At 68.6% G+C, this 20,329-nt stretch carries 22 protein-coding genes; 14 read left to right on the top strand and 8 right to left on the bottom strand.

The features are described from left to right. Positions 1-149: 149 nt before the first annotated feature. The gene (locus QRN16_RS03475) at positions 150-860 is read left to right on the top strand and encodes an alpha/beta fold hydrolase (RefSeq protein WP_285184632.1); all 711 of its coding nucleotides are present in this window, start codon (positions 150-152) and stop codon (positions 858-860) included. A 19-nt stretch (positions 861-879) separates the two neighbouring features. Here the strand turns inward: QRN16_RS03475 and QRN16_RS03470 are convergent, their stop codons facing one another. Together QRN16_RS03470 and QRN16_RS03465 are read right to left on the bottom strand one after the other, a co-directional pair. Then, complete coding sequence (locus tag QRN16_RS03470) at positions 880-1,263, bottom strand: SRPBCC family protein (protein ID WP_222632774.1); 384 nt, start codon at positions 1,261-1,263, stop codon at positions 880-882. A 136-nt stretch (positions 1,264-1,399) separates the two neighbouring features. Next, positions 1,400-1,873 carry an OsmC family protein gene (locus QRN16_RS03465; RefSeq protein ID WP_285184631.1) on the bottom strand — a complete coding sequence of 158 codons (474 nt, stop codon included), beginning with the start codon at positions 1,871-1,873 and terminating at the stop codon, positions 1,400-1,402. 194 nt (positions 1,874-2,067) lie between these two features. Between QRN16_RS03465 and QRN16_RS03460 the strand changes: the two genes are divergently transcribed. Further along, positions 2,068-3,429 carry a flavin monoamine oxidase family protein gene (locus QRN16_RS03460; protein WP_285184630.1) on the top strand — a complete coding sequence of 454 codons (1,362 nt, stop codon included), beginning with the start codon at positions 2,068-2,070 and terminating at the stop codon, positions 3,427-3,429. 3 nt (positions 3,430-3,432) lie between these two features. Here the strand turns inward: QRN16_RS03460 and QRN16_RS03455 are convergent, their stop codons facing one another. Beyond that, positions 3,433-4,953, bottom strand: a complete 1,521-nt coding sequence (locus tag QRN16_RS03455; protein WP_285184629.1) for a PucR family transcriptional regulator — start codon at positions 4,951-4,953, stop codon at positions 3,433-3,435. Between the two features lie 173 nt (positions 4,954-5,126). On the opposite strand from QRN16_RS03455, the gene QRN16_RS03450 reads away from it, so the two are divergent. From QRN16_RS03450 to QRN16_RS03430, 5 genes are read left to right on the top strand one after another with little or no spacing between them, the layout of a single operon-like run. Then, on the top strand, positions 5,127-6,557 hold the full coding sequence (locus tag QRN16_RS03450; RefSeq protein ID WP_027504923.1) for a gamma-aminobutyraldehyde dehydrogenase: 1,431 nt from the start codon (positions 5,127-5,129) through the stop codon (positions 6,555-6,557). 28 nt (positions 6,558-6,585) lie between these two features. Next, complete coding sequence (gabT, locus tag QRN16_RS03445; protein WP_222645861.1) at positions 6,586-7,929, top strand: 4-aminobutyrate--2-oxoglutarate transaminase; 1,344 nt, start codon at positions 6,586-6,588, stop codon at positions 7,927-7,929. Continuing rightward, positions 7,926-9,380 carry an NAD-dependent succinate-semialdehyde dehydrogenase gene (locus tag QRN16_RS03440; protein ID WP_285184628.1) on the top strand — a complete coding sequence of 485 codons (1,455 nt, stop codon included), beginning with the start codon at positions 7,926-7,928 and terminating at the stop codon, positions 9,378-9,380. The genes gabT and QRN16_RS03440 overlap by 4 nt, the downstream gene beginning before the upstream one ends. Before the next feature lie 36 nt (positions 9,381-9,416). Continuing rightward, positions 9,417-10,322: a universal stress protein gene (locus tag QRN16_RS03435; protein ID WP_222639134.1), complete on the top strand. Its 906-nt coding sequence runs from the start codon at positions 9,417-9,419 to the stop codon at positions 10,320-10,322. Then, positions 10,319-11,842 carry an APC family permease gene (locus QRN16_RS03430; protein ID WP_027504919.1) on the top strand — a complete coding sequence of 508 codons (1,524 nt, stop codon included), beginning with the start codon at positions 10,319-10,321 and terminating at the stop codon, positions 11,840-11,842. The genes QRN16_RS03435 and QRN16_RS03430 overlap by 4 nt, the downstream gene beginning before the upstream one ends. Positions 11,843-11,866: 24 nt before the next feature. On the opposite strand, the gene QRN16_RS03425 is transcribed toward QRN16_RS03430, so the two are convergent. Beyond that, a complete protein-coding gene (locus tag QRN16_RS03425) occupies positions 11,867-12,469 on the bottom strand; it encodes a TetR/AcrR family transcriptional regulator (protein ID WP_285184627.1) in 603 nt (200 codons plus the stop codon). 82 nt (positions 12,470-12,551) lie between these two features. On the opposite strand from QRN16_RS03425, the gene QRN16_RS03420 reads away from it, so the two are divergent. From QRN16_RS03420 to QRN16_RS03405, 4 genes are read left to right on the top strand one after another with little or no spacing between them, the layout of a single operon-like run. Continuing rightward, positions 12,552-13,493 carry a nitrilase-related carbon-nitrogen hydrolase gene (locus tag QRN16_RS03420; RefSeq protein WP_027504917.1) on the top strand — a complete coding sequence of 314 codons (942 nt, stop codon included), beginning with the start codon at positions 12,552-12,554 and terminating at the stop codon, positions 13,491-13,493. Continuing rightward, positions 13,490-14,506, top strand: coding sequence for an agmatine deiminase family protein (locus QRN16_RS03415; RefSeq protein ID WP_285184626.1), 1,017 nt, complete (start codon positions 13,490-13,492; stop codon positions 14,504-14,506). The genes QRN16_RS03420 and QRN16_RS03415 overlap by 4 nt, the downstream gene beginning before the upstream one ends. Positions 14,507-14,536: 30 nt before the next feature. Next, entirely contained in the window at positions 14,537-14,782 is a 246-nt protein-coding gene (locus tag QRN16_RS03410) for a hypothetical protein (protein ID WP_027504915.1), read from the top strand. Between the two features lie 10 nt (positions 14,783-14,792). Beyond that, positions 14,793-15,218, top strand: coding sequence for a DoxX family protein (locus QRN16_RS03405; protein WP_285184625.1), 426 nt, complete (start codon positions 14,793-14,795; stop codon positions 15,216-15,218). A gap of 4 nt (positions 15,219-15,222) precedes the next feature. Here QRN16_RS03405 and QRN16_RS03400 read toward each other — a convergent pair whose 3' ends face one another. Continuing rightward, positions 15,223-15,732 carry an O-acetyl-ADP-ribose deacetylase gene (locus QRN16_RS03400; protein ID WP_056448287.1) on the bottom strand — a complete coding sequence of 170 codons (510 nt, stop codon included), beginning with the start codon at positions 15,730-15,732 and terminating at the stop codon, positions 15,223-15,225. Continuing rightward, positions 15,729-16,652, bottom strand: a complete 924-nt coding sequence (locus QRN16_RS03395) for an ADP-ribosylglycohydrolase family protein (RefSeq protein WP_222645852.1) — start codon at positions 16,650-16,652, stop codon at positions 15,729-15,731. Before QRN16_RS03395 ends, QRN16_RS03400 begins: the two co-directional genes overlap by 4 nt. Positions 16,653-16,713: 61 nt before the next feature. On the opposite strand from QRN16_RS03395, the gene QRN16_RS03390 reads away from it, so the two are divergent. Next, positions 16,714-17,367, top strand: coding sequence for an NUDIX hydrolase (locus QRN16_RS03390; protein ID WP_222649559.1), 654 nt, complete (start codon positions 16,714-16,716; stop codon positions 17,365-17,367). A gap of 1 nt (position 17,368) precedes the next feature. Here QRN16_RS03390 and QRN16_RS03385 read toward each other — a convergent pair whose 3' ends face one another. Next, a complete protein-coding gene (locus QRN16_RS03385; protein ID WP_285184624.1) occupies positions 17,369-17,803 on the bottom strand; it encodes a hypothetical protein in 435 nt (144 codons plus the stop codon). A gap of 251 nt (positions 17,804-18,054) precedes the next feature. Between QRN16_RS03385 and QRN16_RS03380 the strand changes: the two genes are divergently transcribed. Then, positions 18,055-18,498, top strand: a complete 444-nt coding sequence (locus QRN16_RS03380) for a DUF3558 domain-containing protein (protein WP_285184623.1) — start codon at positions 18,055-18,057, stop codon at positions 18,496-18,498. 139 nt (positions 18,499-18,637) lie between these two features. Then, complete coding sequence (locus QRN16_RS03375; RefSeq protein ID WP_285184622.1) at positions 18,638-18,853, top strand: hypothetical protein; 216 nt, start codon at positions 18,638-18,640, stop codon at positions 18,851-18,853. Between the two features lie 394 nt (positions 18,854-19,247). Here the strand turns inward: QRN16_RS03375 and QRN16_RS03370 are convergent, their stop codons facing one another. Next, the gene (locus QRN16_RS03370; protein ID WP_222639122.1) at positions 19,248-20,294 is read right to left on the bottom strand and encodes an SMP-30/gluconolactonase/LRE family protein; all 1,047 of its coding nucleotides are present in this window, start codon (positions 20,292-20,294) and stop codon (positions 19,248-19,250) included. Positions 20,295-20,329: the final 35 nt, after the last annotated feature.

Genomic DNA, 20,329 nt, shown 5'->3' with positions numbered 1-20,329 from the left:
TCGACCGATGCGCGCTCTGCGCACCCCGGTCGACAGTACGTTTCTCGACGGCTCGTGACCTGAGAGTGCGCTGAAAACACCGGCCGCACCATCATTTACGACGAATCGGACGTTCCGCGGAATCAGCGAGACCCGGTAGCGTCTGCGTCATGACCCTCCACACGGCGGTGTTGCCGGGCGAACGTCGTCGAGCCACCGTGTTCCTTCACGGTCTCGGGTCGGCGGGTGTCGCTGCCTTCGGGACCGTGGCCGCGGGACTGGACGACCGCCTGCGGTTGCTCCCGGATCTGCTCGGTTTCGGCGACAGCGCCGACGTGCCGACCGACGGCTACACCCTGGTCGATCACGCGCTCGCCGTCGCCCGGATGCTGGATCAGCACGGACTCGTCGGCCTCGACGTCGTCGGACACAGTATGGGTGGATCCATGGCCATCGTCCTGTCGCGGGCACGACCCGACCTCGTACGACGACTGACCGTGCTCGAGCCGAACCTTCTCCCCTTCGACGGCGACGCGAGTGTCGAGATCGCGGGACAGTCGGAAGAGGACTTCGCGACACAGGGGGTGACGTCACTCATCGGTCGGGCCGACGCCGAGTGGGCCGAGACGCTGCGGCGGGCCGATCCGGTCGCACTTCACCGCAGCGCTGTCGGCCTCTGCGTGGGGCCACCGGACACCACCGTTCTCGACATCCTGCTGGCGTCCTACCTGCCGCGAACACTGGTGTACGGATCGAGGACAGGAGAACCCGCCCAGTCCTGCCGGCTTCGTCGGGCCGGTGTCGAGGTCGTCGAGATACCGAACGCCGGGCACATGATGATGGCGGACGATCCCGCTGCTGTCATCGAGGTGCTCAGGTGATCTATGTGCCGGAGCGAGGTCAGGCGAAGGCCGCGCGCACGGATTCCAGGTCGGCAGCGACGGCGGCGCAGTCCCGCTCGAACTCCTCGTCGGTCATCCCCAGTTGCCGGACCGTGAACACCACCTCGGCGCCGTCCGGGTGAGCGAGCACGCGCAGCGGGTTGTTGACGACGGTGCCGTCGGGCAGCGTCACGTCGTGGTCCAGCACCCCGAAGTCGTTACGCGGGACGAACCGCACCCGGACGGTACCCATCGGTGACTCGGCCAGCAGGTCGTCACCGTCGCGAGTGAAGCCCGATGCGAGCCCGGCAGCCCAGGCGGTCAGGTTGTCCACATCGGCCAGGTAGTCGTACACCGCCTCGGGCGGCGCCGCGATCACTGCACTCACGTGTCGACTGATCATCGTGCGAGCGTAGCCACGCCACCGGCTGTCCGCGAGTACGTCCAGAGTGTCGTGATCAGCGGCGATGCGACGACACTATCGACGTACTCGCGGCGGTGGGAAGGCCATGGCCGCTGGGAAAGCCCGGAGTGGTTGGTCAGGCCAGGTCGGCGCGCGTCCACGTGTTCACGAAGCCCACACCGCTGCGCACGAACAGCTGCGTCACGGGGCAGCGACGCTCGACCTCCGCGACGAAGTGATCGAACGCATCACCGGTCGCGTCGGTCTCCACCGTCGCCTCGACGGTGACGGTGTCGAAGTTCGAGTTGCCGTCGGCGCCCTTGACCAGAACGTTGGTGTCCAGATCACCCTGCACACGGAAGCTGAACTTTCCCAGCATGATGCCGAGGTCCTTGGCGACGAGGGTGGCGGTGACCTGGTTGCACGAGGTCAGCGCACCGAGTGCGTAGAACAACGGACTCGGCGCCTCGTCCTTGCCGCCGAAGGCCGGGTACGCGTCGGCGTCGAACTCGTGCCCCGCCGTGCCCTCGACGACGAGGTGCTGGGCGACGCCGGTACCGGACGCCTCCACGACGAAGGGAACGACGGAGGTGCGAATGGTGGAAGTCATGCACCCCACGGTCGAGCACCGCCCGCGCTCTCACCAGTGTTGCGATCACGCAGATTCTCAGACCATCCGGTCATGACACCACGCCGACGTGTCCAGGGCGCGCAGCCCGTATGCGACGTTTCGGCGTTGCGCGTGCCTGCACCGGACCGGGCAGACTGGGATGACCACAACCCCACCTGAACAGGAGCCACACCGTGCCCTCAGTCGACCGGGACGTCGCCATCGTCGGAGCCGGGCCCTCGGGTCTCGCCGCCGCCACCGCGCTGCGGAAGGCCGGCCTCACCGTGGCCGTCCTGGAGGCACGCGACCGGGTGGGTGGCCGGACCTGGACCAAGGAGATCGACGGCGCCGTGCTCGAGCTCGGCGGCCAGTGGGTCTCGCCCGACCAGACGGCCTTGATCGACCTGCTCGGCGAGTTGGGGCTCGAGACGTTCGACCGGTACCGCGAGGGCGAGTCCGTCTACGTCGACACCGCGGGTGTCGCCACGCGCTACACCGGCGAGGACTTCCCCGTCGCCGAGTCGACGGTGAAGGAGATCGACCGTCTCATCGCGATGCTCGACAAACTCGCCGCGGAGATCGGGCCCGAGGAGCCCTGGGCGCACCCGCTGGCACGCGAGCTCGACACGGTGTCCTTCGAGGGATGGCTCGCGCAGCAGTCCGACGACGCCGAAGCCACCGCGAACATCGGCATGTTCATCGCGGGCGGGATGCTCACCAAGCCCGCCCATGCATTCTCTGCGCTGCAGGCCGTGCTCATGGCCGCGTCGGCAGGCTCGTTCTCGAACCTCGTCGACGACAGCTTCATTCTCGACAAGCGCGTCGTGCAGGGCATGCAGCAGGTGTCGGTCGCCATGGCCGAGCGCCTCGGTGACGACGTGCACCTGAACGCGCCGGTGCGGACGATCCGCTGGACCGACGACGGCGTCACCGTTCTCGCGGACGGGGAGCTCGAGGTGACGGCGCGCCGGGTGATCGTCGCCGTGCCGCCGAATCTGTACACGCGGATCTCGTACGACCCGCCCCTCCCTCGCCGTCAGCACCAGATGCATCAGCACCAGTCCCTCGGTCTCGTCATCAAGGTGCATGCGGTGTACGACAGTCCGTTCTGGCGGGAGGAAGGGTTGTCGGGCACAGGTTTCGGCGCCACCCAGATCGCCCAGGAGGTGTACGACAACACCAACCACGAGGACTCCCGTGGCACCCTCGTCGCCTTCGTCTCCGACGAGAAGGCGGACGCGATGTTCGAACTCGGCGCCGCGGAGCGCAAGCGCACGATCCTCGAGTCGATCGCCACGTATCTCGGACCGAAGGCGCTCGATCCGGTCGTCTACTACGAGTCCGACTGGGGCACCGAGGAATGGACGCGCGGCGCGTACGCGGCCAGCTTCGATCTCGGCGGTCTTCACCGCTACGGACGCGACGTCCGCACCCCGGTCGGCCCGATCCACTTCTCCTGCTCCGACATCGCGGCCGAGGGGTATCAGCACGTCGACGGAGCCGTGCGCATGGGCCACCGCACCGCCGAGGTGATCGTGAGCGCGCTTCGAGGCTGACCGTCAGGTCCCGCGTGCGATGAGGGCGAGCAGCAGCTCGGCGCGCACGCGGGCATCGTCGAGGGAGCACGGCACCGTCGCCTCGATGCGCGAGACCCTGCTGCGCAACGTGTGTCGATGCACCCCGAGGGCCGAGGCCGCCGACTCCCAGTGGCCGTTCGCCTCGAGGAACGCACGCAGGGACGCCACCAGGTCGGTCCCGTTGGCGGCGTCGTACTTCTCGAGGGGCGCGATGGTCGCGTCACCGACGGTCGCGAGGGCCTGACGCGTCGAGGCGTGCGCCAACAGCACACCGCCGACCAACGAGCCGAACTCCACGGGATCGGCGCCCGCCGCGGCGGACGACGCCGCCAGCCGACTCTCCTCCACCGCCTGCGCGAGCTGCGGAACAGGATGCGACGCACTGATTCCCACCCGGAGCCGCCGACGTTCCGAGATCTCCAGACCGGCGATCGTCGATGCCGCGAACGTCGAATCGTCCGTTCCGCGCACCACCAGGGTCACCCGCGACGACCATCGTCGAGCGAACAGCTGACGGCCCGCCGCTGCGCTGTGGGTCGCCATCGCGGCCTCGACACGCTGGGCTCGCGAGGGCGTGTCGGCATCGACGGTCACGGCGCGCACGGTGCCGTCGGCCCCCGCGGCCAGGTCGATCTGCGCCCACACGGGTGCCAGGCCGTCGAGATCGGACAGCACGAGGCTCAGTGCCACGGAGTTGAGCTTGTCCTGCGCCGACTGCACCCGCGCCGGCTTCTCGAAGTCGAGCGCCAGGAGTGACGCCGCGTGACCCACGAGAATGTGGTCGACGTTCCCCAGCACCGGCCCCACCACCGCCACGTGGCCGTGCGTCGCCGAGCCGATGGCGATGCGCTGCACACTGATCGAGACGCCCGCCGGGGTCACCGAGACCCGGCTGGACACGGTTCCGCGTTCGGCTGCGAGGGTGCGGATCTCGTCCAGCACACCGGAACCGCCACCGCGCGGATGCTGTTCGAGCACCCGTCCGGTGTCGTCGAGGAGCACCACCGCGGACGACGTGGCCGTCGCCAGCTCCCGGACGATCGCGGCGGCGCCCCCGGCGACCACGGCGCGGGTCATCCGCGGCTGCGCACGGGACGCACGCACGACGGCGTCGTACTGCTGCTCCGCCAATCGGTTCATCACGAGAGTCACCACCGCCGCGAACGGCGTGGGCAGGGGGACCTCGAGGACGGGCAGACCCAGCCGATCAGCGGCCTCGACGAGGTCGGACGGCACCTCCGCGAAGGAGAGGCCCGTGCCGAACCCCACCGCCGCCACACCGGCGTCGTGCAGTCCCTCGAGGTACGCCACCCGCTCCGGTGTCGTCACCGGCAGCCTCAACCCCGTGGTGAGCAGCAGTTCTCCGCCGGAGAGCCACCGGAACGGTTCCGACAGTTCCGTGGTGTGCACGAATGACACCTCGCGGTCCAGCCCGCCCGCGCCGGCTCGCAGTTCGAGGGCGAGCGCCTTCTGCGCCAGAACCCAGCGCACCGACACCGTCACGACGTACCCCTCTCCGGTCGGGAAGCTCCCGACGCAAGGGAACACCCCCGCTACCGCACTGGACAAGTCGGAGTGACCCACCCCCGGACGATCATCGTTTTGTCCGCTGCCGTTTCGCAGCGTCAAGCGCACACTGATCGAACCACCCAGCCGCCCCGACGGAGAGGTACCTCGTGTCGCACGACGTGCTCCGCAACTACATCGACGGCGAGTTCGTCGCCAGTTCGTCCACCCTGACTCTCGACCTGATCAGTCCGGTCACCGAGGAGATCGTGGGCGTCTCCCCCATCTCCACCGAGGCCGACGTGAACGACGCCGTGGCCGCCGCGGAGCGCGCCTTCGCCACGTGGGGCAAGACGACTCCGAAGACCCGGCAGACCGCCCTGCTGAAGCTCGCCGACGCCCTCGAGGCCCACTCGGACGAGCTCGTCGAGGCGCAGAGCCGCAACACCGGCCAGCTGAAGCAGGTCATCGCCGACGAGGAGGTGACCGTCGGAGCCGACCAGCTGCGGTTCTTCGCGGGTGCAGCCCGCATGCTCGAGGGGAAGTCCGCTGGCGAGTACATGGAGGGTTTCACCTCCTACGTCCGCCGCGAGCCCATCGGTGTCGTCGGCCAGGTGACGCCCTGGAACTACCCACTCATGATGGCCATCTGGAAGATCGGGCCGGCGCTCGCGGCCGGCAACACGATCGTTCTCAAGCCGAGCGACACCACGCCCGAGAGCACTCTGGTGCTCGCGAAGCTGTCCAAGGGAATCCTTCCCGACGGAGTGCTCAACGTGGTGCTCGGTGACGGCGGGACCGGCGCGACACTCGTCGGGCATCGGTCGCTGGGCCTGGTGTCCATCACCGGGTCCGTTCGTGCGGGCATCGAGGTCGCCGTGGCCGCCGCCCGCCAGCTCAAGCGCGCCCATCTCGAGCTCGGCGGCAAGGCTCCGGCCATCGTCTTCGGCGACGTCGACATCGCCTCGGCCGCGAGCGGTATCGCCGAGGCGGCCTTCTTCAACGCCGGTCAGGACTGCACCGCGGCGACCCGCGTGCTGGTGCACGAGTCGATTCACGATCAACTCGTCGACGCGCTCGCGGCCAAGGCCCGCGAGCTGACACCGGGCAGCCCGGACGACGCGGACGCGTTCTACGGACCGCTGAACAACAGTCGTCACTACGCGACCGTCACCGACAAGCTCGCGAACCTCCCGGCCTCCGCGACCATCGTCACGGGTGGCAACCGAGTGGGAGACAAGGGCTTCTACCTCGAGCCCACCGTGATCACCGGAGTCGACCAGCGGGACGACATCGTCCAGGAGGAGACGTTCGGACCGGTGCTGACGGTGCAACCGTTCGCCGACGAGGCCGAGGCGATCGAGAAGGCCAACGACGTACGGTTCGGGCTGGCCTCGAGCATCTGGACCAAGGACCACGGCGTCACCCAACGCGTCAGTGCGGCGCTGGACTTCGGCGCCGTCTGGATCAACTGCCACATCCCACTCGTCGCCGAGATGCCGCACGGCGGCTTCAAGTACTCCGGCTACGGCAAGGACCTCTCGGCCTACGGCGTCGAGGACTACACCCGCCTCAAGCACGTCATGAGCTCCCACGACTGACATTCCCTGCTCTGCGAAGGACTTCACCATGGACATCAGCTACCGCCTTCCTCAGAAGCGCGCTCTCCTCACCGAACTTCCCGGACCGCGTTCACAGGAACTGACGGCCCGACGACGCGCCACCGTCGCCGCCGGCGTCGGTTCCAGCGTTCCCGTCTACGCGGCCGATGCCGATGGCGGCGTGATCGTCGACGTCGACGGCAACTCGATGATCGACCTCGGCGCCGGCATCGCCGTCACGAGTGTCGGCGCCTCCGATCCCGCTGTCGCGGAGGCCGTCCGGGAGCAGGTCGGCCACTTCACGCACACCTGTTTCATGGTGACGCCGTACGAGGGCTACATCGCCGTCGCGGAGAAGCTCGCCGAGCTGACCCCGGGTGACCACGAGAAGCGCAGCGTCCTGTTCAACTCGGGCGCAGAAGCTGTCGAGAACGCGATCAAGGTCGCGCGACTGGCGACCGGCCGCGACGCCGTCGTGGCCTTCGACCACGCGTACCACGGCCGGACGAACCTCACGATGGCACTGACGGCGAAGACCATGCCGTACAAGACGAACTTCGGGCCCTTCGCACCGGAGATCTACCGGATGCCGATGTCGTACCCCTACCGCGACCAGCCGGGGCTGACCGGTGAGCAGGCCGCGCTGGCGTCGATCGACCGCATGGAGAAGCAGATCGGCGCCGACGCGGTGGCCGCCGTCATCATCGAGCCCATTCAAGGCGAGGGCGGGTTCATCGTTCCCGCACCCGGATTCCTGCCGACTCTGCAAGCCTGGGCGCGGGAGAACGGCGTCGTGTTCATCGCCGACGAGGTACAGACCGGGTTCTGTCGAACCGGGTCGTGGTTCGCGAGCGACGACGAGGGAATCGTCCCCGACATCATCACGATGGCGAAGGGAATGGCAGGCGGAATGCCGTTGTCGGCCATCACCGGTCGCGCGGATCTCCTCGACCTCGTCCACGCGGGCGGGCTCGGCGGAACGTACGGAGGCAACCCGGTGGCCTGCGCGGCTGCCCTCGCCGCCATCGAGACCATGACCGCACTCGACCTGTCCGGACGCGCCCGCCACATCGAGTCCCTCGCCATGCCGCGCCTGCGCGCCCTCGCCGAGGAGACCTCGGTGATCGGCGACGTCCGCGGACGCGGTGCGATGCTCGCCATCGAGCTCGTCCAGCCGGGCACCGACATCCCGGATCCCGTCATCACCAAGGCCATCGCGGCGCATGCTCTCGCGGAGGGTGTCGTACTGCTCACCTGCGGGACGTACGGCAACGTCATCCGGTTGCTGCCTCCCCTCGTGATCAGTGACGAGCTTCTCGACGACGCGATGACGGTGCTGGAGAACACGGTTCGAACGCTGGCGGCACAGTGACCGACTCTGCTTCCCTGCTCGCCTCCGTCCCCACCGGTCTGTGGATCGACGGCGCGTTCGTCGACGCCGCGGACGGCGGCACGTTCGCGGTGCACGATCCCGCCACCGGTGACGTGCTGGCCCGCGTCGCCGATGCCGGTGAGAAGGACGCACTGCGGGCGCTCGACAGCGCCGTCGCCGTGCAGGACGAGTGGGCGGCGACCGCACCTCGGACACGGTCGACGATCCTGCGCGCAGCGTGGGAAGCGGTGATCGAGCGCACGGAGGATCTCGCGCTCCTCATGACTCTCGAGATGGGCAAGGCCCTCCCGGAGAGCCGCGGCGAGGTGACGTACGGCGCCGAGTTCCTCCGCTGGTTCAGCGAGGAGGCGGTGCGCATCCAGGGCCGCTACACGCAATCTCCGTCCGGCGCGGGCCGCATCCTCGTCACGAAGGTTCCGGTGGGTCCCGTTCTCGCGGTGACTCCGTGGAACTTCCCGCTGGCCATGGGAACCCGCAAGATCGGCCCCGCCCTGGCGGCCGGGTGCACGGTACTGGTGAAGCCGGCCGAGGACACGCCGCTGACGATGCTGCTGCTCGCCGAGATCATGGCGGGCGCCGGGTTGCCGGCCGGGGTCCTGTCGGTACTTCCCGCGTCGAACGCTCCCGCGGTCACCGAGCCCCTGCTCGCCGACGGGCGACTCCGCAAGGTCACCTTCACCGGTTCCACGCGGGTGGGCAAGATCCTCATCGAGCAGTCGGCGCGCAACGTTCTGCGTACGTCGATGGAACTCGGTGGTAACGCACCGTTCGTAGTCTTCGACGATGCCGACATCGATGCCGCCGTCGACGGCGCCATGGCGGCGAAGATGCGCAACGGCGGAGAGGCCTGCACGGCTGCCAACCGCCTCATCGTCGCCGAGAGCGTCCGCGAGGAGTTCACGGAGAAGCTCACCGCACGGATCGCGGCGCTCACCGTCGGGCCCGGCTCGAGCGACGGGACGAACGTGGGGCCGCTGGTGAACGAGAAGCAGCGCACCAACGTCCGATCCCTCGTCGACGATGCGGTCGCCGCCGGCGCCCGCGTGCGCACGGGTGGTCACGTCATCGACGGCCCGGGCTGGTTCTTCGAACCCACCGTGCTCGACGAGGTTCCGCCGTCCGCACGCATCGTGCGCGAGGAGATCTTCGGACCCGTCGCGGCCATCACGAGTTTCGTGGACGAGCAGGACGCCGTCGATGCCGCCAACGACACAGAGTTCGGACTCGCCGCATACATCTACACCCGCGATCTCGATCGGGCACTGCGTGTCTCGGACAGGATCGCGAGCGGCATGGTCGGTGTGAACCGGGGCGTCGTGTCCGATGTCGCAGCCCCGTTCGGCGGAGTCAAGCAGTCCGGTCTCGGCAGTGAGGGTGGCACCGAGGGCATCGACGAGTACCTCGACACGAAGTACGTGGCTTTCCAGTAGGTCCGGTTCCACCGAAGCTTCCCGAAGGGACGCACCATGCGGTTGATCGTCGGTTATCTCGCCACTCCCACAGGAGAGGACGGGCTCGTCCTGGGTGTGCAGCTGGCCCGCAGTCTGGGTGCGGCGTTGGACATCTGCATGGTGGTGCCGCCCGACCGCGCCGTCCCGGCCGAGGCCAGGTTCGCCGAACTGCTCGCCCAGCGCGGCCGGGCGTGGCTCGACCAGGCAGCCGCGTCGGTGCCCGACGACATCGAGACCGCGGTGCATCTGAGCTTCTCGGAGTCGTTCTCGTCCGGCCTCATGGACGAGGCGGCGCGGCTCGGGTCGGACGCCATCGTCGTCGGTGGCGCCAAGGACGGCCTGCTCGGACGCCACACTCTGGGCACCGTGTCGACCGAGCTGCTGCACTCCGCCCCGATCCCGTTGGCCCTGGCGCCGTTCGGGTATCGCACGTCGACAGCCGACCGGATCCGCGAGGTGACGTGTGCCATGGGCACCCGCACGGGCGCCGACCTCGTGCTGCGCACCGCGGTCCGGTCGTGCGAGCGGATGCACACGTCGCTGCGACTGCTCTCGCTCGTTCCGCTCGACGACACCTCCGACGTCGAGTCCCTGCGCGACCCGGACCGAGAGGCGCGCGCCATCGACCACGCACAGCAGATGCTCGACGCCGCCCGGTCCGGTCTGCCCGAGAGTCTGACGGTGACGTCCTCGGTTGCCGACGGCTCGACGGTCGAGGCCGCGGTGTCCGGTCTGACGTGGGAGGACGGCGACGTGGTCGTCGTCGGGTCCAGCCGACTGGCACAACCGCGCCGCCTGTTCCTCGGCTCGACCGCGTCGAAGATGTTGCGGGCACTGCCCGTTCCCATGGTGGTGGTGCCCAGCACCGAGTTCCGTTCCGACATGCCCAGCAGCACCGATCCGACGGAGGCTTCCCGATGAGCAGTGAACTCACGTCGTCCAAGGGACTGGCCGTCGGACGGATCGGCACGTTGTCCGGCGCCGTTCTCGGCATCTCCTCCGTCGCACCCGGATACACGCTCACCGCCAGCATCGGGTTGATCGTCGCCGCGGTGGGCCTGAAGATGCCGGCCATCTTCATCGCCGGGTTCATCCCCATGTTCCTCACCGCCTACGCGTACCGGGAGTTGAACTCCGACTCCCCCGACTGCGGCGCCTCGTTCACCTGGTCCACCAAGGCCTTCGGGCCCTACGTGGGCTGGATGTGCGGCTGGGGCATGGTCATCGCGACCATCATCGTGCTCTCCAACCTCGCGGCCATCGCCGTGCAGTTCTTCTATCTGTTCATCGCGAAGCTGTTCGACACTCCCTCCATCGCCGACCTGCCGGGCAACAAACTGGTCAACGTCGGTACGACGGTCGTGTTCATCGCTCTCGCCACGTGGGTGGCCAGCCGGGGGATCACGACGAGCGAGAAGCTCCAGTTCGCGCTCGTCGGCTTCCAGATGGTGCTGTTGATCGCGTTCGCCGTCGTCGCGCTGGTCCACGTCGGCGCGGGGGACGCACCGGCCGGGTTGTCGTTCGACGTCGGCTGGTTCGATCCGTTCAGCGGACTCACCATGGGCGCCTTCGTCATCGGCGTCACCGGCTCGATCTTCGCGTTCTGGGGATGGGACACGTGCCTGACGCTGGGCGAGGAGTCCAAGAACCCCACGAAGACACCGGGGCGCGCGGGGCTGCTGTGCGTCGCGACCATCCTGCTGACCTACCTGCTCGTCGCGGTCGCGGCGATGATGTACGCCGGTGTCGGCGAGGAGGGCCTGGGGCTCGGCAATCCCGACAACGCGGAGAACGTCTTCGGTGCCCTGGCCGATCCGGTACTCGGCAGCTGGGGCGGCATGCTGCTCTACCTCGCGGTCTTCGTCTCCTCGATCGCCAGCCTGCAGACCACGTTCCTGCCGGCGGCGCGGACGTCGCTCGCGATGGCGGCCTATGGCGCCTTCCCCAAGAAGCTCGCCGAGGTGAGCCCGCGGTTCCTCGTCCCCTCCGCCGCCACCGTCGCGGCCGGTGTGATCACCGCGGTCTTCTACACGGCGGTGACCTTCCTGTCGGAGAACACCCTGATCGACACCATCGCGGCACTGGGCATCATGATCTGCTGGTACTACGGCATCACCGCATTCGCCTGCGTGTGGCACTTCCGTCGAACTCTTTTCGCCAGCGTTCGGAACACGGTGTTCCGGTTGATCTTCCCGTTGCTCGGTGGCCTGGTCCTGTTGGCGGTGTTCGTCGTCTCGGTCGAGGAGAGCATGGACCCGGAGAACGGCAGCGGCGCCGAGATCGGCGGCATCGGACTGGTGTTCTTCCTGGGCTTCGGCATCCTCATCGTGGGTGCGGTTCTCATGATGGTCATGCGCTTCGTGACGCCGGCGTTCTTCCGCGGCGAGACGCTCACCGTCGACACCGAGGCTCTGAAGGACGAAGCCGACCTGGTGGGGTGAGAGGCTCGTCAGCTGAGAGGCTCGTCAGCTGCGGGGCGAGCGTGCCTGCAGCCCCGCGATGAGCACTGCGAGCCCAAACTCGAACGCCGCGTCCGCGCGGTCGGCGCCCGAGGTTTTCAGCGCCGCGCGCATGGCGTCGTTCGCTTCGTCGGCCGAGGCCCAGACCTGTTCGGGCGCTGCGAGATCGAGCGCTGACCCCAGGACGAAACTGTCGACGGCGGTGATCGCGTGCAGCACCTCGGCGGGCGCGAAGCCGCCGTCGGACAGGGCCGTCGCCAACGCGTTGTACATGTCGAACGCCACGGCGGAGCGCACCGTGTGCGCCGTGAACAGCGGGATGGCGCGCGGATGTCGGGCGTAGTGGCGGCGGTACTCCTGCGCGATGCGGGAGACCGCCTCACTCCAGTCGCGGGAGTCGGCCGGGATCTCGATGCCCGCCATCATGCGCGTACGCATCAACTCCACGATCTCGGCCCGCCCCGCCACGTGGTTGTACAACGACGACGGCCGCACCGCCAGCCGCTCGGCGAGTCCCGGCATCGTGAAGTCGCCGTGCCGATCGACCAGCGCGAGTGCGGTATCGGTGATCAGGTCGGTGGACAGCAACCGTGTCGACGGACGCGGCATCGCCGGCTCCTTCCTCTTGCGTTCGGGCCGTAGTCACACCATACTTAACGAATCACATTCGTTTTACGGACGAGGACACCCGATGCTGACCATCACCGCCACCACCCCTCCGCCGTCGCCCGCCCGCACGCGCGAGACCGGCCGCCCACCGGTACGAGTGGCGCTGGTGCAGCATCGGTGGCACGAGGATCCGAGCGTGGTGCGCGCCGAACTGGAGGACGGGATCGCCACTGCGGCAGGGGAAGGCGCTCGCATCGTCTTCCTCCCGGAGCTGACCCTCAGCCGCTATCCGGCGTTCGTGCCGGGCGGCGAGAACCCCGCCCGCAGCGCGGAGGACCTGGCCACCGGGCCGACGGTCACCTTCGCCGCCGAGGTCGCCGCGCGTCACGGCATCGTCGTGCACGCGTCGCTGTACGAACGCGACGACACCGTCGGCGACGGCCTCGGGTACAACACCGCCGTCCTGGTCTCGCCCGACGGCGAGGTGACGGCCCGGACTCGGAAACTGCACATTCCCGTCACCGCCGGCTACCACGAGGACACGTACTTCCGCCCCGGACCTGCCGACGACCCGTACCCCGTGCACCGTGCGGCGGACCTCGCACTGGGAATGCCGACGTGCTGGGACGAGTGGTTCCCCGAGGTCGCGCGGGCCTACTCGGTGGCCGGCGCGGAGGTCCTGGTCTATCCGACGGCCATCGGCTCGGAGCCGGATCATCCCGACTTCGACACCCAACCTCTCTGGCAGCAGGTCATCGTCGGCAACGGCATCGCGAACGGCACGTTCATGGTGGTACCCAACCGCCACGGTGACGAGGGCGCCATCACGTTCTACGGTTCCTCGTTCATCTCCGACCCGTACGGCCGCGTTCTCGTGTCGGCTCCCCGCGACCGCTCGGCCGTCCTGGTCGCCGATCTCGACCTCGACCAGCGTGGCGACTGGCTGACGCTGTTCCCGTTCCTCGACACCCGACGTCCGGACACGTACGGCACCCTCACCCAGCCCGTGGCGGGTACCCGGTGACGTGGCGCATGCCCGCCGAGGGCGAACCGCACGAGCGCACCTGGATGGCGTTCCCCAGCCCTGGTTACTCGCTCGGCGACACCGAGGAGGAGCGCCACGAGGCTCGCACGACGTGGGCCGCCGTCGCCCGCGCAGTGGCCGAGTTCGAGCCGGTGACCGTCGTGGTGGATCCCCGTGAGGCCCGCATCGCCGCGGAGTACCTGGGATCGGGCATCACGATCCTCGAGGCACCTCTCGACGACGCGTGGATGCGCGACATCGGGCCGACCTTCGTGGTCTCGGACGACGGAACCGTCGGCGCGGTGGACTGGGTCTTCAACGGGTGGGGCGCGCAGGAGTGGGCGACGTGGGAGAACGACGCCCGGATCGGTGCACTGGTGGCGCGGGCGGCCGGCGTTCCGGTCGTCGCGTCCGACATGGTCAACGAGGGCGGCGGCATCCAGGTCGACGGCGCCGGAACCGTCCTCCTCACCGACACGGTGCAGCTCGACAGCGGACGCAACCCCACCTGGTCGAAGCAGGACGTCGAGGCGGAGCTGTCCCGCACTCTCGGTGTCGACCGCACGATCTGGCTGCCGCGCGGCCTGACTCGGGACTCCGAGACCTACGGCACCCGCGGCCACGTGGACATCGTCGCCGCGATGCCGACGCCGGGCGTCGCCCTCGTGCACGATCAGCGCGACCCCGCGCATCCGGACCGCGAGATCAGCCGCGACGTCATGGATCTCCTCACCCGGGAGGGACTCCGTGTCGTTCCGGTTCCCGCACCGACCGTGCTGCGGGACGACGAGGGCGTCGTCGACTACAGCTACATCAACCATTACGTGGTCAACGGCGGGGTCATCGCCTGCAGCTTCGACGATCCGAACGACGACGAGGCGGTGCACATCCTGTCCGAGGCCTATCCCGGCCGACGCGTCGTGAGCGTCGACGCCCGGCCGCTGTTCGCCCGGGGCGGCGGCATCCACTGCATCACTCAACATCAGCCGGCGCCTGTCGTACCCCTCCCCTAGCGTGACGCCACCGACAACGGGGGGACGGACATGGGCGGACATCGCCGGGGGCAGCGCAGACGCAGCGAGCAGAGGACGGTGCGCGAGGTCGCCGCACTCGTCGCGGAGCCGGGGTCGCAGTACGGCAGCCGCTGGAACGCGGAGCCGTACAGGTTCTGCGACTGCGACGACGAGGAGTGCGTCGGCGGCGCCGTCTACTGCGAGAACAGGGTCTACGCGCACGAGGAGCTGGGCCGCGTTCTCGGCCGACCGGACCGGCAGCGCGGCGCCTCGTAGGGTGGCAGGCATGACCACGCGCCCCGCCCCTGCGACCGTGCCTCGTATCGTCGGGCGTCTCGTCCTCGGCGCGTTCCTGGTGTTCGCCGGACTGAGCCACCTGTTCTGGGCCCGGCAGGAGTTCGCCGCGCAGGTACCGACGTGGATGCCGCTCGACACCGATCTCGTGGTGGTCGCATCGGGTGTCGTCGAGGTGGTGCTGGGCCTGGCTCTCGTCGCCCTGACGCGGTACCGGGTGGCGGTGGGGTGGGTCACGGCACTGTTCTTCGTCGCCGTGTTCCCGGGCAACATCTCTCAGTTCGTGACGCACACAGACGCTTTCGGGCTGGACACCGATCGGGCACGAGGTATCCGCCTGCTGTTCCAGCCATTGCTGGTGATCTGGGCTCTGTGGGCCACCGGCGCCTGGTCGGTGTGGCGAGCACGTCGGCGATGACCGGTCAGCCGACGGCCCGCGTCGTCATGCGGTGCACCTCGGCCGAGTAGGCCACCAGGGTCACGAGATCCACGGACACGGGCGCCGACGTCACCGCGCGCACCTGTTCGGCGACCGCAAGCTCCACCGGCCATCCGTACGCACCGCCCGAGATGAGCGGGAACGCGATCGAGGATGCTCCGAGCGAGTGAGCCAGGAGAAGGGAGCGCTCGTACGCTGCGCGCAGGATCGGCGAGCGGTCCTCGCGCGCCGAGTACCGCGGCCCCACGGTGTGGACGACCCACCTCGCCGGCAGGCGGCCTGCGGGCGTCGCGACGGCGGCACCCGTGTCGAGTCCGTTCGGAAGGGTCGTCGCCCGCAGAATCTTGCAGGCGTCGAGGATCTCTCGTCCGCCTGCGCGGTGGATGGCGCCGTCCACCCCGCCTCCACCGAGGAGGGTCGAGTTGGCGGCATTGACGATCACGTCCGCGCGCACGGTGGTGATGTCTCCGGTGACCACATCGATGACACTCATGCTGCTGCTCCTTCTGCGAGGCGACGTCCCAGATCCGCGAGGTCCGCGGCTCGTCGTCCGGGGTACCCGTGCAGGATCGTTGTCCACGCCTCGGGGATCACCGAGGCGCCCCAGCGTGCGCCGAGGAGCCCACCGGCTATGGCTGCGGTGGTGTCGGTGTCGCCGCCCGCGCGGACACACGCCTCCAGCGCCGCTGTCAGCTGGTCCCCGTTCTCCTCGGTGGTCGTGATGGCCGACCAGGCCGTCTGGAGCGCGTGCACCACCCACCCGTTCCTGTCGAAGTCCGACGGGCGCCCCTTCTCCGCGGCGTCGAGCAACGGCGCCCAGGTGTCGCGCACCGACGGCTCCGCCGCGTCGAGGTACAGCGAGATGCCGTCGTAGGTGCCGTGCAGGACGGCGTGCCGGATGCCGGCACTCCAGATCTGGCATGCCTCCCCCGCCTGCGGATCACTGTGCGTCAGGGCGCTGATCTGCGCAGCGGCCACCGAGAGCTGATCCGGGTCGTCGAGATACGCCAGCGCCACCGGGGCAGTTCTCATCAGCGAACCGTTGCCACCTGTCCTGCCGGACAGTCCTGCGGCGACGGCGGTCATCTCGGTAGCCGACCTGCTGCGCCGGGACAACACCGTGCGCGTCTGGATACCGACGTCCGCCGGGTTCGTGTCGATCCAGGCCACGAAGTTCGCCGCGACGCCGTCGAGTCCCCGGCCCTCCACCAGCGCCTCGGCGATACAGAGAGCCATCGACGTGTCGTCCGTCCACTCGCCGGGCGCCCAGTCGAAGGTGCCGCCGCCGATCATGTCGATCACCGTCTCGGGCGTCGGGTAGCCGAACTCGTATCCGGCACCCAGTGCGTCACCGGCTGCGGTGCCGAGCACGACGCCCTCGGCGCGGTTCTTCTGTTCGTCGGTCAGCTTCATGTCGTCCCCTTTGCTCGTTTGTGCGCTAACCATAACGCACCACTGCGCTAAGCTGCAACCCATGCCCTCCGATCTGACGTCGTACCCACGACCGTCCGTCGCTGTCGACGTCGCCGTTCTCACCGTCCACGGCGGAACGCTGAACGTGGTGACGGTGGAATCACCCTGGGGAGCTGCACTTCCCGGCACATTCCTGCATCCGGGCGAGACGCTCGCCGATGCGGCGAGGCGCGCGTTGAGCACCAAGGCCGGCATCGACGGCGTCGAGTTCCATCAGATCCGGATGTTCGACGCTCCCGACCGCGACGATCGAGGATGGGTCCTGTCGATGGCGCACTGCGCGGAGGCGCCCACCGACTCCCTGCCTTCCGGCACCGATCTCCTGGCCGTCGAGGCGGATCGGCCTGTGGAACCGATGGCCTTCGACCATGCCGACATGGTGTCGGCCGCCGTGGGCGACCTGCGGTCTCGCTACCTCACCCGTCCTGATCCGTCGCACCTGCTGGGGACCACCTTCACACTGCTCGACCTGCGCACCCTGTACGAGACCGTGTTCGACCGCCCGCTGCGCAAGGACACCTTCCGCCGTCATGTGATCGGGGCGCTGGTCGGTACGGGCGCCACCACGTCGGCTGCGGGCGGACGCCCCGCCGAGCTCTACGAACGCAGGCCCGACGAGACGTTTCCCGGGTCCATCGCCGCGCTGCTCGTGTGAGTCAGTTGGGGGTCGGGCGCCGTGACGCCGGGATCCACCACGCCAGCGCAGAACCCGCCTGCACCACCACCAACGGCCACACCATCGGAGAGTGCACCAGCGCCACCGCCCACACGAGGGCCACTGCCGTCACGACGACGCGTGCCGAACGTCGGCGTTGCACGATCATCGTCGCGAGCACCCCGTGCCCCACCGCAGCGACGACGAGAACGAACGCCCACGCATCGGCGAGTGAGCCCACGAACATCGCGCCGGGCGACTCGTCCGCACTCGCGAAGGCAGCGAGGGCACTGACGACGACGGCGCCGAATCCCGCGATCGCGCCGACACACGCCACCGCACACTGGGTCGCGAACGCGACGAGCACCGCCAATGATGTTGCGTTGGTCAGACTTCCGAGACCGCTGGAAGGAACGGGCAGAGTGGTCGAGTGCATGGTGAAGGCCTTCCGATCGTCCGCCGTGGCGCGGTACAGCCTTCGACGCCGCAACCACCCGCTCGGTTCCCGGCGCGCACTTCTGCACACAGAACGGTTCCGGATGGTCGGATGTGCCCGTGGGGACACCGTTGTGTGCAGTGGGAGCACGGAACCGCAGGAGCGGAGCGTGCGTCCAACGACGTGTGCGCAGGAACTGTGGGGTACTCGCTGTCGCGGCAGTCGTCGCGTCACTCACCGGGTGCGGTGGGGTGAGCGGCACCGCCGAGCCGGTCGCGATGGAACTCTTCGACCCCTGCACCGTGGTACCCGACGAGGCCATCCGGGCGGCGGGGGCAGATCCGGCGAGCCTTGAGCAGGGACCCTCTACAGAGTCGGGCAAGTGGAAACACTGCACATGGACGGCGCCTGACTACTACCTCAACATTTCTGTCACGACGCGGAGGATCGGCGAATTGGAAAGCAATCCGAACTACGTGGACGTGGTCGGGACGGAAGTACCCGGCAGGCGTGGGTCGCTGGAGTACAGCATCGCGCCGGATTCGCGTGAGCAGATGTGCGTAGTCGCGTCACCGTGGTCGGGCGGCTCCATCACCGTGATGATCAATAGAAAACAGTCTGCAGCCGCTACCCGACAACCGTGTCTGCTGGCTGGGCAAGCTGCGCGCATCGTCTCACCGACGCTGCCGAACTGAGGAGGCAGATATGTCGGATGATCGTTCAACGCAGAGTCCGCTGCGCGTCGACCACGAGCACGCGAGAGCGTGCGCCGATGCATGTCAGATCTTTATCGATGGGATCCAGTCGACGAAGAACATGGTGGCGGCGATCAGAATGGAATCCGGCTTCGGAACACTGCCCTCCGGACTTGCGTTGGAGCGCAAGTACTCCGACCTCACCCACGGCCCGGAGGGTTCACTGAGCTCCGTGCTCGCGGCCCACATCACCGCCGTCACCAACCTCCGCGAGGCCTTCCTCGAAGCGGGTCGCGGGTATCGGGAAACGGAGGACGACTCGACGTCCCGCATCGCCAACACCGGCCCTCGCTGACCGACCCGCACTACTTCCAGCCGCCCACACCCCGCTCCGCCGGCTGGAAGGGGTGTGCGCACCACGCAACCCGTGCACACCACCGCCACGAGCCGCCAACCACCGGCAAACACCACCCGGCCGACCGACCCGCACTACTTCCAGCCACCTTCACCCCGCTCCGCCGGCGGAAAGGGGTGTGCGCGCCACGCAACCCGCGCACACCACCGCCACGAGCCGCCAACCACCGGCAAGCACCACCCAGCCGACCGACCCGCACTACTTCCAGCCACCCACACCCAACTCAGCCGGCGGAAAGGGGTGTGCGCACCACGCAACCCGCGCACACCACCGCCACGAGCCGCCAACCACCGACCGCACCTCACGCAACCAGCGCACACCCCAAGCCCAACCCCTACCGCTCAGGCACACCGACCACGGTGAAGGGCTCCACCGGAGTGCCCCCACGCTTGTCGAACTGGCTGTTGACCACCAGCAGCTGATCGTCGACGTCGGCGACGGTGGTGGGGTAGGCGAAGCTGGGGTCGGTGATCTCACCGGTCACCCGCCCACGGTTGCCGTCGTCGTCGAGATCGACTGTGGCGATGAGGCTGTCGCGGTTGCGAACCACGTAGAGCGTGTCGTCCTCCATCTCCATGCCATCGCCGTTCTGAAGTGTCGCGCCGCCGAGGTCCACCTGCGTGACGGCCTTGGAGTCGCGGGCCACGCGGTACAGGTTGCCGGTGCTGGACTGCACGATCACCAATGCGTTGTCGTCGTCCGCCTCGACGATGCCGTTGGCGTTGAAGCCCTCGCCGTACGCGAACGGGGATCCGGTGAAGTCGACGAACGGCTCCAACTGGCCCTCACCGGTGGCGTTCGCCGGGATGCGCCACAGCGTGGGGTTGCGCGAGTCGGTGATGAAGGCGTCGCCGTTGTCGGCGATGACGACGTCGTTGAGGAAGGTGGCGTCCTGCCCGAGCCCGTTGGTGAACTTACCGCGCAGTGCGCCGGACTCGGCGTCGTAGATCCAGACGGTGCCGGTCGCACCGCCCGCCACGACGAGGGTGTTCTCGTCGTCGTCCCCGTCGACGTCCAGTCCCGCCGCGCCGGTGCGACCGTCCTGTCCACCGGGCAGGAACGGTTCGACGGTGGTGTTGCCGACCGTGCCGCGGAAGATGGCGCCGTCGGAGGTCGACGAGACGTAGAAGGTGTCATCGTCGGCGGTGATGCCCTCGGGGAACACGCCGGTTCCCGGCAACGTGTAGACGGTGGCGTTCGAGGCGGCGCCCGAGGACGTACTCGCCGCCGACGACGACGGAGCAGTGCTGGAGGACGCCGGAGCAGCGCTGGAGGACGCCGGCGTCGCCTGCCCCTCCTCGCTCGACGACGAGCAACTGGTCAGAACGAGGGCGGTGGCGCCGGCGAGGGCGACAGCGGCGGACAGTCTGGTGCGGTTCATGACTCCACCATGCCCCATTGGTCCGAAAAGCGAGG

Source organism: Rhodococcus sp. MEB041 (assembly GCF_030208955.1).
Taxonomy (GTDB): domain Bacteria; phylum Actinomycetota; class Actinomycetes; order Mycobacteriales; family Mycobacteriaceae; genus Rhodococcoides.
This window is presented reverse-complemented; position numbering and strand designations above follow the sequence as displayed.

What these genes read in the sequence shown, in the direction of transcription:
- QRN16_RS03375 (WP_285184622.1), top strand. Translation starts at nt 18,638, where the DNA reads ATGGAATCCGGCTTCGGAACACTGCCCTCCGGACTTGCGTTGGAGCGC.
- QRN16_RS03430 (WP_027504919.1), top strand. Translation starts at nt 10,319, where the DNA reads ATGAGCAGTGAACTCACGTCGTCCAAGGGACTGGCCGTCGGACGGATC.
- gabT (WP_222645861.1), top strand. Translation starts at nt 6,586, where the DNA reads ATGGACATCAGCTACCGCCTTCCTCAGAAGCGCGCTCTCCTCACCGAA.
- QRN16_RS03405 (WP_285184625.1), top strand. Translation starts at nt 14,793, where the DNA reads ATGACCACGCGCCCCGCCCCTGCGACCGTGCCTCGTATCGTCGGGCGT.
- QRN16_RS03435 (WP_222639134.1), top strand. Translation starts at nt 9,417, where the DNA reads ATGCGGTTGATCGTCGGTTATCTCGCCACTCCCACAGGAGAGGACGGG.
- QRN16_RS03470 (WP_222632774.1), bottom strand. Translation starts at nt 1,263, where the DNA reads ATGATCAGTCGACACGTGAGTGCAGTGATCGCGGCGCCGCCCGAGGCG.
- QRN16_RS03420 (WP_027504917.1), top strand. Translation starts at nt 12,552, where the DNA reads ATGCTGACCATCACCGCCACCACCCCTCCGCCGTCGCCCGCCCGCACG.
- QRN16_RS03385 (WP_285184624.1), bottom strand. Translation starts at nt 17,803, where the DNA reads ATGCACTCGACCACTCTGCCCGTTCCTTCCAGCGGTCTCGGAAGTCTG.
- QRN16_RS03425 (WP_285184627.1), bottom strand. Translation starts at nt 12,469, where the DNA reads ATGCCGCGTCCGTCGACACGGTTGCTGTCCACCGACCTGATCACCGAT.
- QRN16_RS03390 (WP_222649559.1), top strand. Translation starts at nt 16,714, where the DNA reads ATGCCCTCCGATCTGACGTCGTACCCACGACCGTCCGTCGCTGTCGAC.
- QRN16_RS03465 (WP_285184631.1), bottom strand. Translation starts at nt 1,873, where the DNA reads ATGACTTCCACCATTCGCACCTCCGTCGTTCCCTTCGTCGTGGAGGCG.
- QRN16_RS03410 (WP_027504915.1), top strand. Translation starts at nt 14,537, where the DNA reads ATGGGCGGACATCGCCGGGGGCAGCGCAGACGCAGCGAGCAGAGGACG.
- QRN16_RS03370 (WP_222639122.1), bottom strand. Translation starts at nt 20,294, where the DNA reads ATGAACCGCACCAGACTGTCCGCCGCTGTCGCCCTCGCCGGCGCCACC.
- QRN16_RS03475 (WP_285184632.1), top strand. Translation starts at nt 150, where the DNA reads ATGACCCTCCACACGGCGGTGTTGCCGGGCGAACGTCGTCGAGCCACC.
- QRN16_RS03400 (WP_056448287.1), bottom strand. Translation starts at nt 15,732, where the DNA reads ATGAGTGTCATCGATGTGGTCACCGGAGACATCACCACCGTGCGCGCG.
- QRN16_RS03395 (WP_222645852.1), bottom strand. Translation starts at nt 16,652, where the DNA reads ATGAAGCTGACCGACGAACAGAAGAACCGCGCCGAGGGCGTCGTGCTC.